The organism is Thiobacter subterraneus (assembly GCF_055379455.1).
The window spans coordinates 948640-962932 of the sequence record NZ_AP042402.1 but is presented as its reverse complement, the minus strand read 5'-3'; the positions used below and the strand labels follow the sequence as shown (position 1 = coordinate 962932).

The 14293-nt window shown below is 66.5% G+C and carries 15 protein-coding genes; 2 read left to right on the top strand and 13 right to left on the bottom strand.

What is annotated here, in order from left to right:
- Positions 1–2: 2 nt before the first annotated feature.
- The 6 genes from ACZ42P_RS04870 to ACZ42P_RS04845 form a co-directional block, all read right to left on the bottom strand.
- Positions 3–1802 (bottom strand): SulP family inorganic anion transporter, encoded by a 1800-nt coding sequence (locus ACZ42P_RS04870; RefSeq protein WP_464898964.1) that lies wholly within the window; start codon positions 1800–1802, stop codon positions 3–5.
- 84 nt (positions 1803–1886) lie between these two features.
- The gene (locus tag ACZ42P_RS04865) at positions 1887–3173 is read right to left on the bottom strand and encodes a sensor histidine kinase (RefSeq protein ID WP_464898963.1); all 1287 of its coding nucleotides are present in this window, start codon (positions 3171–3173) and stop codon (positions 1887–1889) included.
- Entirely contained in the window at positions 3154–3846 is a 693-nt protein-coding gene (locus ACZ42P_RS04860) for a response regulator transcription factor (protein WP_464898962.1), read from the bottom strand. The genes ACZ42P_RS04865 and ACZ42P_RS04860 overlap by 20 nt, the downstream gene beginning before the upstream one ends.
- 74 nt (positions 3847–3920) lie before the next feature.
- Positions 3921–4997, bottom strand: a complete 1077-nt coding sequence (locus ACZ42P_RS04855; RefSeq protein ID WP_464898961.1) for a sulfite exporter TauE/SafE family protein — start codon at positions 4995–4997, stop codon at positions 3921–3923.
- A 16-nt stretch (positions 4998–5013) separates the two neighbouring features.
- The gene (locus ACZ42P_RS04850; protein ID WP_464898960.1) at positions 5014–5346 is read right to left on the bottom strand and encodes a hypothetical protein; all 333 of its coding nucleotides are present in this window, start codon (positions 5344–5346) and stop codon (positions 5014–5016) included.
- A gap of 71 nt (positions 5347–5417) precedes the next feature.
- Positions 5418–7223, bottom strand: coding sequence for a SulP family inorganic anion transporter (locus ACZ42P_RS04845; protein ID WP_464898959.1), 1806 nt, complete (start codon positions 7221–7223; stop codon positions 5418–5420).
- Between the two features lie 245 nt (positions 7224–7468).
- Between ACZ42P_RS04845 and ACZ42P_RS04840 the strand changes: the two genes are divergently transcribed.
- The gene (locus tag ACZ42P_RS04840; RefSeq protein ID WP_464899367.1) at positions 7469–7759 is read left to right on the top strand and encodes a c-type cytochrome; all 291 of its coding nucleotides are present in this window, start codon (positions 7469–7471) and stop codon (positions 7757–7759) included.
- Positions 7760–7774: 15 nt separating this feature from the next.
- Positions 7775–8101, top strand: a complete 327-nt coding sequence (locus tag ACZ42P_RS04835; RefSeq protein ID WP_464898958.1) for a c-type cytochrome — start codon at positions 7775–7777, stop codon at positions 8099–8101.
- Positions 8102–8148: 47 nt separating this feature from the next.
- Here ACZ42P_RS04835 and ACZ42P_RS04830 read toward each other — a convergent pair whose 3' ends face one another.
- From ACZ42P_RS04830 to rsxC, 7 genes are read right to left on the bottom strand one after another with little or no spacing between them, the layout of a single operon-like run.
- Positions 8149–8580: a DUF1841 family protein gene (locus ACZ42P_RS04830; RefSeq protein ID WP_464898957.1), complete on the bottom strand. Its 432-nt coding sequence runs from the start codon at positions 8578–8580 to the stop codon at positions 8149–8151.
- Positions 8573–9664 (bottom strand): FIST N-terminal domain-containing protein, encoded by a 1092-nt coding sequence (locus ACZ42P_RS04825; protein WP_464898956.1) that lies wholly within the window; start codon positions 9662–9664, stop codon positions 8573–8575. Before ACZ42P_RS04825 ends, ACZ42P_RS04830 begins: the two co-directional genes overlap by 8 nt.
- A gap of 9 nt (positions 9665–9673) precedes the next feature.
- The gene (gene nth, locus ACZ42P_RS04820) at positions 9674–10312 is read right to left on the bottom strand and encodes an endonuclease III (protein ID WP_464898955.1); all 639 of its coding nucleotides are present in this window, start codon (positions 10310–10312) and stop codon (positions 9674–9676) included.
- Entirely contained in the window at positions 10309–10989 is a 681-nt protein-coding gene (locus ACZ42P_RS04815) for an electron transport complex subunit E (protein ID WP_464898954.1), read from the bottom strand. Before ACZ42P_RS04815 ends, nth begins: the two co-directional genes overlap by 4 nt.
- The gene (rsxG, locus tag ACZ42P_RS04810; protein WP_464898953.1) at positions 10986–11633 is read right to left on the bottom strand and encodes an electron transport complex subunit RsxG; all 648 of its coding nucleotides are present in this window, start codon (positions 11631–11633) and stop codon (positions 10986–10988) included. The genes ACZ42P_RS04815 and rsxG overlap by 4 nt, the downstream gene beginning before the upstream one ends.
- Complete coding sequence (locus ACZ42P_RS04805; protein ID WP_464898952.1) at positions 11630–12658, bottom strand: RnfABCDGE type electron transport complex subunit D; 1029 nt, start codon at positions 12656–12658, stop codon at positions 11630–11632. The genes rsxG and ACZ42P_RS04805 overlap by 4 nt, the downstream gene beginning before the upstream one ends.
- The gene (rsxC, locus tag ACZ42P_RS04800) at positions 12655–14292 is read right to left on the bottom strand and encodes an electron transport complex subunit RsxC (RefSeq protein ID WP_464898951.1); all 1638 of its coding nucleotides are present in this window, start codon (positions 14290–14292) and stop codon (positions 12655–12657) included. Before rsxC ends, ACZ42P_RS04805 begins: the two co-directional genes overlap by 4 nt.
- Between the last annotated feature and the right edge of the window lies 1 nt (position 14293).

Sequence of the window (14293 nt, the reverse complement as noted above, 5' to 3'; positions counted from 1 at the left end):
GCTCAGCCTGCGACGCGGCGCAGCGCCGGTTCCGCCATTTCACCCGAGGTCGCCGCGGCGCGACAGGCGGCGAAGATGCGCCTGTCGCAACGCGCACAGATCCCGGAATCGAGCATGGGGTAGATGCGCTGCATGGGATCGGTGCGTGCCGGGAACAGGTTTTCCTCACCGATCTCAGCGAGCCATCCGCCTCTGGCGAGCATCTCCCGCACGCTGTCCTTCATGCGATAAAAGTAGAGCCCGCCGCCCATGCGCCGGCGGCGCTTGGCCTCCTGGGCGAGCATTTCCGCGCCCGCGATGTCCACGAAGTTGATGCCGGTGGCCACGATGAGCAGGTGTCGGGCCTGGGGGTTGTCTGCGTCCACCTCGTGCAGGCGCGACTGCACGTGGTCCACCGCCCCGAAGAAGATGGAGCCGTTGATGCGCAGCATCTTGACTTGGGGACATTCGGGACGGCCGGTGGCGTCGATGTAGTGGTAGCTGCCGGGCTCCGGATCTGGCACCACCGCCTGCACCTGGGGACGGGAGGTGCGGTAGAGGTAGAACATGAGGGACAGCAGCACCCCGAAGAAGATGCCCTTCTCCAGGTTGATGAGGGTGCCGATCAGGGTCACCCAGAGTACGAGGGATTCGCTGCGGCTCACTTTCGGGATGGTGGCGATGTGATGGAAATCGATCAGTCCCCAGGCCACCAGGAACAGGATGCCGGCCATGGCGGCGGTGGGCAGGTAGGCGGCGAGGGGTGCTACCAGGAGCAGGATCAGGACCAGGGCGAGGGAGGCGAACACCGCGGCGAGGGGGGTCTGGGCGCCGGAGGCGTAGTTGACGCCGCTGCGGTTGAAGGAACCGGAGGAGGCGTAGCTGGAGAAGAAGCTGCCCAGGATGTTGGACAGGCCCTGGCCGATGAATTCCTGGTTGCCGTCGATGCGCTGCTCGGACTTGGCGGCGATGGCACGGGAGATGGACACTGCCTCGGTGAGCGCCAGCATGGTCACCACCAGGGCCGGGAAGAACATGTCGTGCAGGGCCTTGAGCGAGAAATCCGGCATGGACAGGGGCGGCAGGCCGGCGGGCAGCGCGCCTACGGTCTTGATTTGGGTGATGCTCTCGCCCAGCAATCCATTGAGCCACGCCGCGAAAAAACTGCCCACCAGCATGGCTGCGATCATGTAGGGGATGCGCGGCAGGAAGCGCTTGACCAGGATGCCGGAGAGGAGGGTCACCACGGCCACCGCCGTCACGTAGGGATTGATGTCGCCAAGATGCAGGAAGAGCTGGCGCAGGGTCTCGTGAAAGGGTGTGCCGCGGGGAATGTCCAGCCCGAAGAAGTTTTTGATCTGGCTGCCGGCGATGAGGAGGGCGGCGCCGGCGGTGAAGCCGATGACCACGGTGTGGGAGATGAAGTTGACCAGGGTGCCCATGCGGGCGAGTCCCAGGAGGAGTTCGAACACGCCCACCAGGAAGGTGAGGGTGAGCACGAGCTTGATGAACTCGGGGCTGCCGGGGGTGGCATGGGGGGCGACGGAGGCGAACACCGCGATGGAGATGGCGGTGGTGGGGCCGGAGACGAGATGCCAGCTGGAGCCGAACAGGGCGGCGATGACGGCGGGCACCATGGCGGCGTAGAGGCCGTACTGGGGAGGCAGGCCGGCGATGGTGGCGAAGGCCACGCCCTGGGGCAGGACGATGAGGGCGCCGGTGAGGCCGGCAATCGCATCCGCCCGCAGCGTGCGCCGGTCCACCCGCGGCCACCAGCGCAGGAAGGGCAGGAAACGGTCCAGCGGGGCGGTGCGAGGGAGCATGAAAAGCGCGCGGCTCGTTGGAAACGGTTTTCCATGGTAGCCGGCGGCCCGTCAAACTCGGGTCAAGTTTGTGTCAAGAGGCCGTCAAGGCAGGCCGGAAACGCTCTGAAACACCAGCTGGGCGGTGGTGCCTTCTCCCTCGCGGCTGTCGATCAGCACCTGCCAGCCGTAGCGGTCGCAAATGCGCTTGACCAGCGACAGGCCGATACCCGCGCCGGTGCTGGCCGCGCCGCGGTAGTAGCGCTGGAACACCCGTGCCAGCTCATCGGCCTTGATGCCGATGCCGGTGTCCCGCACCACCAGGCGATCCGCCAGGAGCTGGATTTCCACCCGTCCCCGCTCGGTATAGGCGAAGGCGTTGCGCACCAGGTTGCCGATGACGATGGAGAGCAGGGTGCGTTCGGCCGGCAGGACCGGTTCGCCCACGATCTCCAGTTCCAGCCGGGCCGGACGCCCTTCGATGAGATGACGGTGACGGTCCACGCATTCCAGCAGCACCTCCTTCACCGGACATTGCTCGTCGGGACGGGCGCGGGCCGTTTCCTCCCGTGCCAGGAGCAAAAGGGCGGTAATCAGTTCCACCATGTCGCGGCTGGCGCGGGCGATGCGTTCGATGCGCGCGTGCTGCCGGTCGCTCAGGGTGGAATCCTCCGCCAGCACCTCCGCCGCGCCCTGGATCACCGCCAGGGGCGTGCGCAGCTCGTGGCTGACGTCGGCGGTAAAGGCGCGTTCCCGGTCGATGAACGCACGCAGGCGCGCAATGTAGCCATCGAAAGCGCGCGCCATGTCCCCCACCTCGTCGTCACCGAAATGGCTGGCCAGTGTCGGTGCCTGGGCTTCGGGGCTGGCCGTCGAAATCTCGCGCGCCAGCCGCGTGACCGGCGCCACCACGCGCCCTGCGAGCCAGTAGCCGCCGGCTGCGGAGACCAGGGTCATGATCAGCACGGCGGCGCCCAGCACCAGCAGAAAGCGCCGTTCCCGCTCGATGTGCGGCGTCTCGTCGAACAGCATCACGTAGCGCTCACCGCCCCGCTCGGCAACCGCGACGCGGTAGGGGCGCCCCTCCAGGCGCAGCCCGTGGCGGCCCGGTGGGAGGTTGCGCACGGCCGCAGGCACGTCCCCCGCGGGGAGCGCCGGGGAGATCACGTAGCCGCGCAGCATGAGGGTGTGGGGCGGCAGGGAATGGGGATTGCGCGCGCGGCGGGCCAGGTAGTCTTCCAGCTCGGCGTTCAGGGTCTCGTCCATCAGGCGCGTGCCCAGGTCGCGTGCGGAGAGGTAAAGGCCGGTGGCGAGCAGCAGGCTGATCAGCGCGCCGAACCAGGCGAAGGCGAACGCGACCCGCAGCCGCAGGCTACGGGGCAGGGGCCGCATCGCCTTCCGCCAGCTGATAGCCCATTCCGCGCACGGTGTGGAGCAGCGGCACCTCGCCCGGGGCATCGATGGCGCGGCGCAGCAGATGCATGTGGGCGCGCAGCGCGTCGCTGTCCGGCGGTGTGTCGCCCCACACCGCATGTTCCAGTTCGCTGCGGCTTACGACCCGGGGGGAATGGCGCATCAGGACCTCCAGCAGGCGCAGGGGAATGGGCGGCAGATGGATGGGGCGCTCGCCGCGGGTGATCCTGAGGGTGTCGGTATCGAAGCTCAGGTCGCCCACGCGCAGCCTTGTCTGCAGCCCCTGGCTCTGGGCCCGGCGCGCCAGCGCCTTGAGGCGCGCTTCCACCTCGCGCAGGGCGAAGGGCTTGACCACGTAATCGTCGGCGCCGGATTCCAGGCCCACGATCTTGTCGTCCAGGGCATCGCGCGCGGTGACGATGAGCACTGGCGTGGTCTTGTGAGCCTCCTCGCGCAGCTTGCGGCACAGCGTGATGCCATCCATGCCGGGCAGCATCAGATCCAGCACGATGGCATCGTAGTCGTTGACCGTGGCCAGATGCAGGCCGGTTACCCCGTCACCGGCGACGTCCGCGGCATGGCCCCGGTCCGTGAGGTATTCCACCAGATTGGCGGCAAGATCGGGGTTGTCTTCGATGATGAGGATGCGCATGGCGCGTCATTCTAACCCCGTCAAAAAGCAAAGGCAGCCAGCGGCTGCCTTCGCGCATCCCCGGCCCGACGGCCTTACTGGACGATGCCCTGGGTCTCGCTCAGCACTTCGTGCTGCCGGCGGTGTTCCGCCATGCCCCGGATCAGGGCGGTGAGCACGGTGATCGCCCCCAGCAGCAGGGCCAGGGCCAGCACGCCGTCACCCGCCATCTTGAGGGTCTTGAGCGTGGTTTCGGGCAGGGGCTCGATCAGTCCGAGCTTGGACAGATAGCCCGGAATGTAGAACAAGCGGCTGAACAGGACGGTGAGCATGATCACCGCCATGGTGAGCTTGACCTGATAATCCTTCACATAGGTGGTGCCGATGGCGCCCAGCTGGATGCCGAACAGGGAGCCCAGCAGGATCAGCATGGCCAGGCGCAGGTCCACCATGCCTTCCAGCCCGTAGAAGATGGTGCCGCCCAACCCCATGACGAAGGCGATGACCAACTCCGTGGCCGAAGCCATGAGGGCCGGCACGCCGAAGATGTAGATCATGGCGGGCACGCCGATGAAGCCGCCGACGGCGATGGTGGAGGCCAGCATGCCGGTGGCGAAGCCCATGGGGGCGACGAACAGGAAGGAAATCTTTGCCTTGGCGCCCGGGAAGTAGATCATGGTGCCCGGAATGTGCACTGACTGCACCCACCTGGCGAGACGGGTGATGCGGTGCTCCTCGCCATGGGGATGGCTTTTGAGCTTGCGGTAGTCGCGATAGACGAAACCGCCCACGATGGCTAGCACCACCACGAATATGGCGGACACGTAGAGATCGGTTCCCACCGCGCCGAAGCGGTCCTTGATGCCGGTCATCACGTGTTTGCCGTAGAGCATGCCCAGCTCTGCGAACACACCCATCACCAGGCCCAGCTTGACGTCCACCTGGCCGTATTTGTGCCGCTTGATGGCGCCCACCAGCGCCTTGGGAAACTTGTGGCAGATGTTGGAGGCGACCGCCACGATGCCGGGCGCACCCAGGGTCATCATGGCCGGCGTCAGCACGAAGGCGCCGCCGGAGCCGATGAAGCCGGACACCATGCCGCCCACGAAACCGATGAGGATGAGCAGGATCGCGCCCGTGAGGTCGAGGTCGATGAACTGGATCAATTCCATTTGGCCGTGCTCCCCCTCATTTCTTGCTGGCGGCCTTGAGTCCCAGGGAATCCCAGAACATTGCCGTGAACGCCCCATGGACGTAGGACATGACGAAGGCGACTACGATGGGGACCAGCACGTTCATCCAGTTGCCTTCCAGAAGGGTGCCGCCCTTGGCGGCGCAGGCCTCGGGGGTGGGTTTGTGGTAATAGATCTCCCTGCCATTTTCCACCACCAGGCAGGACTGGGTGGTGGTGTGGGCCAGGCGCACGATGTCGTCCTGGAAATGGAACAGCCCCCAGTAGAGCAGGGCCACGAGCGCGCCCCAGAACAGGGTCTTGCTCCAGCGCGTGTTGACTTCTGCCATGCTTGGCTCCCGAAAACGAATGTCAAGAAAGCGTCAAATTGTAGCGTTTTTGGGCGCTTGGGCAAAGATCATCAGTCCTGTCGCGGGCGTCCGTCCGGCAGCCGCTCCTGGCATTCGGGGAAGATGCGCGCGCTGCAGCGCGCGCAGATGTCGGCGTCGAGTCGGGGATAGATGGTCTCGATGGGCCGGCTCTTGGCAGGGAAGACGTTTTCCCTGCCGATCTCCTCGGCGTAGCTGGCCCGCCGCAGCATTTCACAGGCGCCTTCCTTGACCCGGTACAGATACAGCCCGCCGCCCATGCGCCGGCGGCGCTTGGCCTCCTGGGCGAGCATTTCCGCGCCCGCGATGTCCACGAAGTTGATGCCGGTGGCCACGATGAGCAGGTGTCGGGCCTGGGGGTTGTCTGCGTCCACCTCGTGCAGGCGCGACTGCACGTGGTCCACCGCCCCGAAGAAGATGGAGCCGTTGATGCGCAGCATCTTGACTTGGGGACATTCGGGACGGCCGGTGGCGTCGATGTAGTGGTAGCTGCCGGGCTCCGGATCTGGCACCACCGCCTGCACCTGGGGACGGGAGGTGCGGTAGAGGTAGAACATGAGGGACAGCAGCACCCCGAAGAAGATGCCCTTCTCCAGGTTGATGAGGGTGCCGATCAGGGTCACCCAGAGTACGAGGGATTCGCTGCGGCTCACTTTCGGGATGGTGGCGATGTGATGGAAATCGATCAGTCCCCAGGCCACCAGGAACAGGATGCCGGCCATGGCGGCGGTGGGCAGGTAGGCGGCGAGGGGTGCTACCAGGAGCAGGATCAGGACCAGGGCGAGGGAGGCGAACACCGCGGCGAGGGGGGTCTGGGCGCCGGAGGCGTAGTTGACGCCGCTGCGGTTGAAGGAACCGGAGGAGGCGTAGCTGGAGAAGAAGCTGCCCAGGATGTTGGACAGGCCCTGGCCGATGAATTCCTGGTTGCCGTCGATGCGCTGCTCGGACTTGGCGGCGATGGCACGGGAGATGGACACTGCCTCGGTGAGCGCCAGCATGGTCACCACCAGGGCCGGGAAGAACATGTCGTGCAGGGCCTTGAGCGAGAAATCCGGCATGGACAGGGGCGGCAGGCCGGCGGGCAGCGCGCCTACGGTCTTGATTTGGGTGATGCTCTCGCCCAGCAATCCATTGAGCCACGCCGCGAAAAAACTGCCCACCAGCATGGCTGCGATCATGTAGGGGATGCGCGGCAGGAAGCGCTTGACCAGGATGCCGGAGAGGAGGGTCACCACGGCCACCGCCGTCACGTAGGGATTGATGTCGCCAAGATGCAGGAAGAGCTGGCGCAGGGTCTCGTGAAAGGGTGTGCCGCGGGGAATGTCCAGCCCGAAGAAGTTTTTGATCTGGCTGCCGGCGATGAGGAGGGCGGCGCCGGCGGTGAAGCCGATGACCACGGTGTGGGAGATGAAGTTGACCAGGGTGCCCATGCGGGCGAGTCCCAGGAGGAGTTCGAACACGCCCACCAGGAAGGTGAGGGTGAGCACGAGCTTGATGAACTCGGGGCTGCCGGGGGTGGCATGGGGGGCGACGGAGGCGAACACCGCGATGGAGATGGCGGTGGTGGGGCCGGAGACGAGATGCCAGCTGGAGCCGAACAGGGCGGCGATGACGGCGGGCACCATGGCGGCGTAGAGGCCGTACTGGGGAGGCAGGCCGGCGATGGTGGCGAAGGCCACGCCCTGGGGCAGGACGATGAGGGCGCCGGTGAGGCCGGCAATCGCATCCGCCCGCAGCGTGCGCCGGTCCACCCGCGGCCACCAGCGCAGGAAGGGCAGCACGCGGTAGAGCCACAGATTGCAGGCGAGCGTGTCGGAAAAGCGGGAGGCAAGACTCATGAAATCGTCGTCCGGTGGGCAAAAACATTAGGAGTATCTAATATTTACGCGCGCCGGGCAAATCCGCGGTGGTTGCCCGGCCGGGCCGCCTGCGCGTAGAATACGGCGCAATTCGTTTGCGCCGCGCGCGGGCGTGCCCGTCAAAGACAAAAGAGAGCGCGGTCCGTCCGGTTTTGCAGAACCTTTTCAAACCACCCGAAAGAGTGAGGAAAATGAGCAAACACGTCCTAGCCAGCCTGCTCGTGATGCTGACGGCCGCGATGAGCGGCAGTGTCCTGGCGGAAGCCAATGCCGCCGCGGGCAAGAACAAAAGCTCCATGTGCGCCGGATGCCACGGCATCGAAGGCTACCGCAGCGTCTATCCCGACACCTATCGGGTGCCCAAGATCGGCGGCCAGCATGCCGAATACATCGTTGCCGCGCTCAAGGCCTACAAGGCGGGCGAGCGCAAGCACGCCACCATGCGCGCGATCGCCGGCAGTCTGTCCGACCAGGACATGGCCGATCTCGCCGCCTACTATGCCGACGCCAAATAAGAAGGGACGGAAACCATGAACATGCGCCTCCTCCTCACCACCGCCATCCTCGCCCTGGGCGTAAACCTGCCTGCGGCGGCCGCCGGCGATGCCGCGGCCGGCAAGGCCAAGAGCGCCGCCTGCGCCGCTTGCCATGGTGCCGACGGCAACAGCCCCACGCCCGCCTTTCCCAAGCTGGCGGGGCAGAACGACGACTACCTGGTGCACGCCCTCAAGGCCTACCGGGACAAGAGCCGCGTCAACGCCATCATGAACGGCCAGGCCGCCAATCTGTCGGATCAGGACATCGCCGATCTGGCTGCCTATTTCGCCAGCCAGTCCGGCTTGAAATACAAGCGCTGACGCGGGTCCTTCCCGGCCATGAAAAAACCCGGCCTGGCCGGGTTTTTTCATGGGCGCAGTCTGGCGTCGAGACAGCCCAGATAGAGGGCGGGATCGGGCGGCGCGTGGTTGCGCTGGGCCTGCCAGATCATTTCCGCCAGACACTCCGCCAGGACGTGGTGGGCGTCGTGGACTGCAAGGCCGCGCTCGAGGAGTTGCTGGTAGCGGCTGCGGATGCCGGCAGGCTGGTCGATGGAGAGCTGTTCCAGGATGGCCAGGTGCAGGCTCAGGTGCAGGAAGGGATTGGTCTCCCCCATCTCCGGCAGGTAGTCGCGCGCCGTGTAGCGCTCCGGCTGTTCCAGGATGGTGTGGTATTCCGGATGGAGCAGGATGACCTCGATGGCCAGTGTCTCGCTGCCCTGCAGCGGCTCCCGGTTGCGATACTTGCGCCAGGTATCGAAGTAGAACCGGCGCACCTGTTCCCGGTCCGGATCAAACATCGGTGCTGAACAGGCCCAGGACGCCCGAGTACTGGAAGAGCTCGTTGCTGCCGTCGAGGGGCGCGATTTCGCCATTGCCGTAGAAGCCGATCAGCGGCAGTCCCGGGAAACGCGCCTTGAGGAGTTCGAGATCGCGGTCGATCCCGCCATAGAAATAGGGGCCACGCCCCATGCAGGGGAAGAACAGGCCGAAGTCGGGCTCGCGGCCCAGCTCCCGCCGCACGCGCTCCACCGTGAGGCGCATGTCGCGTTCCGCCGCCAGCGGCTGACGCAGGGCCCAGAACAGGTGTTCGCCTGGCGCCAGGCGTGCGGAGAGGGTCACCGAACGGTCGTCGCTGTTGGCGGCAATGATCGGCGCGAGGCGGTAGCGTCCCTCCTGGATGGCGGTGTCCGGATCCCCGAAGACCACGCCGGCGAGGATCAGGTGCAGGGGGATGCGGTCCAGCTCACGCACCTCCAGCGGCAGTTCGCGTGCCAGGCTGTTGAGGGAAGGTTGGGTGCCCAGGCTGATCACGTCGTAGCCACTCACCTGGGTGATCTCCAGCGGGGGAGACAGGGGCCGCACGCCCTGGGACACCCCTACCGCGCCACGCGCCCCCCTGATGACCGTCTCGCACCGGCCATTGGCCGCCACCCGTCCCCCGCACCAGACCTTGAAGGGCCCCTGGCCGGTGGCATCACCGGACACCCCGCCGAAGCGCAGGCCCGGCGCCCGGATCCAAGTGCTGTTGATGGCGTTGGGCGCAGCCAGGGCCAGAATCAGTTCGTCTGGCGCGCTGCCGTGGCTGGGCAGCAGGGAGACGTCGCCGCCGAACACCATGGCCGCGGCGGCCGGCGCGTCCAGCACCCATTCCTGTTCGGTGAAGATGCCCGCCGCGGAGCAGCCCACCACCTGGGTGCAGCGGGCGGCACGGGAGGCGGCGCGCAGGGCGGGTTGCGGATCGGGTGCGAATTCCGACGTGAGGAAGAGCAGCACGCTGTTGGCGTGGTTGAGCCCCGCGCGCGCCATGGCGGCGGACACGGCCTCGCGGGCCAGATCTTCATGGGCGGTGCGGCCGGTGGCAAGGGCGCTGGCAATGGACATGGCATCCCCTCATGGGGCAGGGGTCTTGTGCCGGTATTCGCACAGGTCGCGAATCAGGCACTCGGGGCATTTCGGCTTGCGCGCGGTGCATACGTAGCGTCCATGCAGGATCAGCCAATGGTGGGCATCGTGCTTGAATTCATCCGGTACGAATTTTAGCAGCCCGCGTTCCACCTCCAGGGGTGTTTTGCCCGGTGCCAGGCCGGTGCGGTTGGCGACCCTAAAGATGTGCGTGTCCACCGCAATGGTGGGCTGACCGAAAGCGGTGTTGAGCACCACGTTGGCCGTCTTGCGTCCCACGCCCGGGAGCTTTTCCAGCGCCTCGCGCGTGGCGGGAACCTGACCGCCGTATTGCTCCACCAGGATGCGGGAGGTGGCGATGATGTGTTTGGCCTTGGTGGGGTAGAGACCGATGCTGCGGATATAGGGAATGAGCCCTTCTTCCCCTAGCGCCAGCATGGCTTCCGGCGTGTTGGCTTTGGGAAACAGCCTGCGGGTGGCGAGATTCACGCTACGGTCCGTGGCCTGGGCGGAGAGGATCACGGCAATGAGGAGCTCGAAGGGCGTGCGGTATTCCAGCTCGGTGGTGGGATGGGGATTCCAGGCCCGGAACCGCTCGAAAATTTCCCGCCGCTTGCGCGCGTTCATGCGGCCTTGAGGCTTGCCGGTGCGGCGCGCCGCTGTTCCGCGCGAGCATCGCGCCAGTTCTTGAAGGCGATCAGGCAGCCCAGCGCGATGAAGGCTCCGGGCGGCAGCACCGCGGCGAGCAGGCCGGGGTAGTCGGCCGGCAGCACGTGAATCACCCAGTCACGGGCGGCCCGCCCGAACACCAGATCGAGACCGGAAAACAGCGTCCCCTTGCCCACCACTTCACGCAAGGCTCCCAGCACACCCAGCACCAGGGTGAGACCGATGCCCATCATCAGGGCATCGAACACGGACGGCAGGAAGCGGTTGCGCGAAGCAAAGGCTTCGCAGCGGGCGAGCACGATGCAATTGGTGGTGATGAGGGGGATGAAGATGCCCAGCACCAGATAGAGGGGGTGCACGAAGGCATTCATCAGGAGCTGGATGGCCGTCACCAGCGCGGCGATGATGAGGATGAACACCGCGATGCGGATCTCCTTGGGCACCACGCTGCGGATCAGGGACACGCTGCCGCTCGCCACCGCCATTACCAGACTGGTGGCCAGCCCCAGGCTCAGGGCATTGACGGCGCTGTTGCTGATGGCCAGCAGCGGGCACAGCCCGAGCAGCTGCACGAGTCCCGTGTTCTGCTTCCACAAACCGTTTGCAGCGATTTCACGCAGGCTGGTTTCGCTCATGGTTTTCGCTCCTTGCGCGCTACGGGCCGCGCAAACAGCGCAGGCCCTTCCTTCTCGTAAAAAGTCAGCACACCCTGCACCGCCTTGACGACCGCGCGCGGGGTGATGGTGGCGCCGGCGCGATAGGGGAACACGCCCCCGTCCTTTTGCACCTTCCATTGCAGGGGCGGGATCTTGGCCAGCGAGGCGCCCTCGAACACACGGATCCAGTCGGATCGGCTGACCTCGATGTAATCGCCCAGCCCCGGCGTTTCATTATGGGACACCACCCGCACGCCCGCCACTTCCCCGTTGGCCTTCACCGCCACCAGCAGGCGCACGGGCCCGCCGTAGCCTTCCGGCGCCACGGCCTCGAACACCAGGGCGGCTGGCTGGCCACGGAGGGTGGCGCGGTACACCAGGGAGGGTTGTGTGGTGCCCAGGGCCTGGGTGGGCGGCAGTTCGATGACATCGGCCAGAATGTCGTTGTCGAACAGCGCCGGCGGCAGGGTCTGGGTGATGAGGGCGAGTTTTTCCCGTTCCTCGCTGGCGGCGATGATGCCCCGGGTGAGCTGAAAACTGTAGGCGAGGATGGCCGTGCCCAACACCGCGAAGGCAAGCAGGATCAGGGCCGTGCGCAGGGCGTTGGTCAGGGCGGGGTTCATGGCTTGCCGGATTTCTCTGGGCCGTGCCCCACCACCCGGGGCTGGGTATAGATATCGATGAGGGGCGCGGCCATGTTCATGATGAGCACGGCAAAGGCCACGCCGTCCGGGTAGCCGCCGAAGGTGCGGATGAGATAGACGAGCAGGCCGATGGCCGCGCCAAAGATCAGCTTGCCCAGGGGGGTGGTGGGCCCCGTCACGGGATCGGTGGCGATGAAGAAGGCACCCAGCATGGCGCCACCGGTGGCCAGGTGGAACCAGGGCGCCACGTAGCGGTCGGGGTCGTACACGTGGAACCAGAGGGCAGCGGCGAACAGGCCGGCCAGCATGGCCACCGGCACGTGCCAGGTGATCACCCGCTGCTGCAGCAGGAACAGGCCGCCGGCCAGCCAGGCGAGAGCGATGAGCTCGCTGCCCCGTCCCCCCACATGGCCATAAACCGGGGCACGGGTGATCTCATTGACCGTGTGGCCCAGCCTGAGCTGGGTCTTGAGCAGGTCCAGGGGGGTGGCCATGGTGATGGCGTCGAGGGTCACGCCTGCCGGCAGATGACCGGTGAAGACATAGACCACCGCATCCGGCAGGGAGAGGTGGGCGTGGGCCAGCATGTCCACCGCCGGCCATTGGGTCATGTGGGCGGGGAAGGACACCAGAAGCAGGGCGTAGCCCGCCATGGCGGGATTGAACAGGTTGCTGCCCAGCCCCCCGTAAAGATGCTTGGCCACTACGATGGCGAACGCGGTACCGCCCACCACCACCCACCAGGGGGCGAGCGGCGGCAGGGACAGGGCCAGCAGCCATGCGGTGACCAGGGCGCTGCCATCCTTGAGGAAGGGTGCGATGGCATAGCCCCGCAGGCGCAGCATCAGGGCCTCGCAGAGGAGCGCGGTGAGGGAGGCAAGGGTGAGACTCACCAGGATGGCCGGTCCGAAATAGGCCACGTAGGCGGCAATGCCCAGCCCTAGGGCCAGCAGCACCTTGCCCATGATGAGGCCGACGCTGGCCGGTTGCGAGATGTAGGTCATGGCGTATTCTCAGGCGGGTTTTGCATGGCCTCGCGCAGCTTGGCCCGGCGTGCCTCGATTTCCTGGATTTCCTTCAGCTTGTCCGGCGGCAGGTCATCCACGTTGCGTGGTTCCACCCCCGCCCGCTTGGCGCGGGCCCGTTCGATGGCCGCCTGGATGGCGGCGCGCTTGGCGTCCGCATCCGGCGTGGGCATGGCCGCCGTGGCTTTGGATGCGGCGGCCTTCTGGGCCAGCTTTTCCGCGCGTTCCTTCTTCTCCCGCTCCAGCCGCTGCAGGCGGAACTCGTGCCGTTCCCGTGCCCGGTCTGCCGCCTTCTTTTCACGTTCCCGTGCCCAGATCTCGCTTTTGGCGAAACGGTAGTAATCCACCAGGGGAATGTGGCTGGGACAGACGTAGGCGCAACAGCCGCATTCGATGCAGTCGAACAGGTGGTGCTCCTGGGCCTTGCCGAAGTCCCGGGCACGGGCGAACCAGTACAGATCCTGGGGCTGCAGCCGCACCGGGCAGACCTGGGCACAGCGGGTGCAGCGGATGCAGGGTAGCGGCAGCGGCGGCGGTGGGAACAGCCTGTCGGAACGGGCGATCACGCAGTTCATGGCCTTGACCACGGGTACCTGGTCGGTGTGCAGGTCGAAGCCCATCATCGGCCCGCCCATGATGTAGCCCGTGGTGTCCTCGCGCGGGCTGCCGGCCAGGGCCACCAGTTCCGCCAGCGGCATGCCGATGGGCGCCTCGAAATTCTGGGGGCGCCGCACATTGCCCGTGACGGTGACCACGCGCGAGATGAGGGGCTCCCCGTGATGCACGGCCCGGTCCAGGGCATGGGCGGTGCCCACGTTGAAGATCTGCACGCCCACATCGGTGGAACGTCCGCCACTGGGTACCTCCCGCCCGGTGAGCAGCTGGGTGAGCTGCTTGCCGCTACCGGAAGGGTAGAGGGTGGGCACCACCACCAGTTCGAAATCCGTGTCGCGGCAGGCGTCGCGCATGGCGGCGATGGCCTCCGGCTTGTTGTCCTCGATGGCAACGATCACCTCGCGCGCGCCCAGCAGGTGGCGCATGATGCGGGCACCGGCGACGATGCTGGGGGCGCGTTCCCGCATCAGGCGGTCGTCGCAGGTGATCCAGGGCTCGCATTCGCAGCCATTGAGCACCAGGAGGGGAATGCTGGGCTCGGGTGCCGGATTGAGCTTGACATGGGTGGGGAACACCGCCCCGCCCAGGCCGGCCAGCCCCATGTCGCGCAGGCGGTTGCGCACCTCGCTGGGATCGCGGTCGAGATACTCGATGGGGGTCTTGTCCACCCAGCGTTCCTCGCCATCGGCCTCGATCACTACACACAGGGCCGGCAGGCCGGAGGGATGGGGGACGGGATGCGGTTCCACGGCCAGCACCCGGCCCGAGGTGGGGGCATGCACGCTCGCCGAGATGTAGCCGTCGGCTTTGCCGATGAGTTCGCCCTTGAGCACCTGCTGTCCGGGCTGCACCACGGGTTTGGCAGGATTGCCGATGTGCTGCATGAGAGGCACGACGAGCCGCGCCGGCAGCGGCGCCGGTGCGATGGGACGGCCGCTGGATTCGGTCTTGTGTTCGGGCGGATGCACGCCGCCGGGAAAGCCGTAAAGCTCGCGCATG

Excerpts from the sequence above, each read along its gene's own strand:
- ACZ42P_RS04870 (WP_464898964.1), bottom strand. The coding sequence starts at position 1,802 with ATGCTCCCTCGCACCGCCCCGCTGGACCGTTTCCTGCCCTTCCTGCGC.
- ACZ42P_RS04865 (WP_464898963.1), bottom strand. The coding sequence starts at position 3,173 with ATGCGGCCCCTGCCCCGTAGCCTGCGGCTGCGGGTCGCGTTCGCCTTC.
- ACZ42P_RS04860 (WP_464898962.1), bottom strand. The coding sequence starts at position 3,846 with ATGCGCATCCTCATCATCGAAGACAACCCCGATCTTGCCGCCAATCTG.
- ACZ42P_RS04855 (WP_464898961.1), bottom strand. The coding sequence starts at position 4,997 with ATGGAATTGATCCAGTTCATCGACCTCGACCTCACGGGCGCGATCCTG.
- ACZ42P_RS04850 (WP_464898960.1), bottom strand. The coding sequence starts at position 5,346 with ATGGCAGAAGTCAACACGCGCTGGAGCAAGACCCTGTTCTGGGGCGCG.
- ACZ42P_RS04845 (WP_464898959.1), bottom strand. The coding sequence starts at position 7,223 with ATGAGTCTTGCCTCCCGCTTTTCCGACACGCTCGCCTGCAATCTGTGG.
- ACZ42P_RS04840 (WP_464899367.1), top strand. The coding sequence starts at position 7,469 with ATGCTGACGGCCGCGATGAGCGGCAGTGTCCTGGCGGAAGCCAATGCC.
- ACZ42P_RS04835 (WP_464898958.1), top strand. The coding sequence starts at position 7,775 with ATGAACATGCGCCTCCTCCTCACCACCGCCATCCTCGCCCTGGGCGTA.
- ACZ42P_RS04830 (WP_464898957.1), bottom strand. The coding sequence starts at position 8,580 with ATGTTTGATCCGGACCGGGAACAGGTGCGCCGGTTCTACTTCGATACC.
- ACZ42P_RS04825 (WP_464898956.1), bottom strand. The coding sequence starts at position 9,664 with ATGTCCATTGCCAGCGCCCTTGCCACCGGCCGCACCGCCCATGAAGAT.
- nth (WP_464898955.1), bottom strand. The coding sequence starts at position 10,312 with ATGAACGCGCGCAAGCGGCGGGAAATTTTCGAGCGGTTCCGGGCCTGG.
- ACZ42P_RS04815 (WP_464898954.1), bottom strand. The coding sequence starts at position 10,989 with ATGAGCGAAACCAGCCTGCGTGAAATCGCTGCAAACGGTTTGTGGAAG.
- rsxG (WP_464898953.1), bottom strand. The coding sequence starts at position 11,633 with ATGAACCCCGCCCTGACCAACGCCCTGCGCACGGCCCTGATCCTGCTT.
- ACZ42P_RS04805 (WP_464898952.1), bottom strand. The coding sequence starts at position 12,658 with ATGACCTACATCTCGCAACCGGCCAGCGTCGGCCTCATCATGGGCAAG.
- rsxC (WP_464898951.1), bottom strand. The coding sequence starts at position 14,292 with ATGCGCGAGCTTTACGGCTTTCCCGGCGGCGTGCATCCGCCCGAACAC.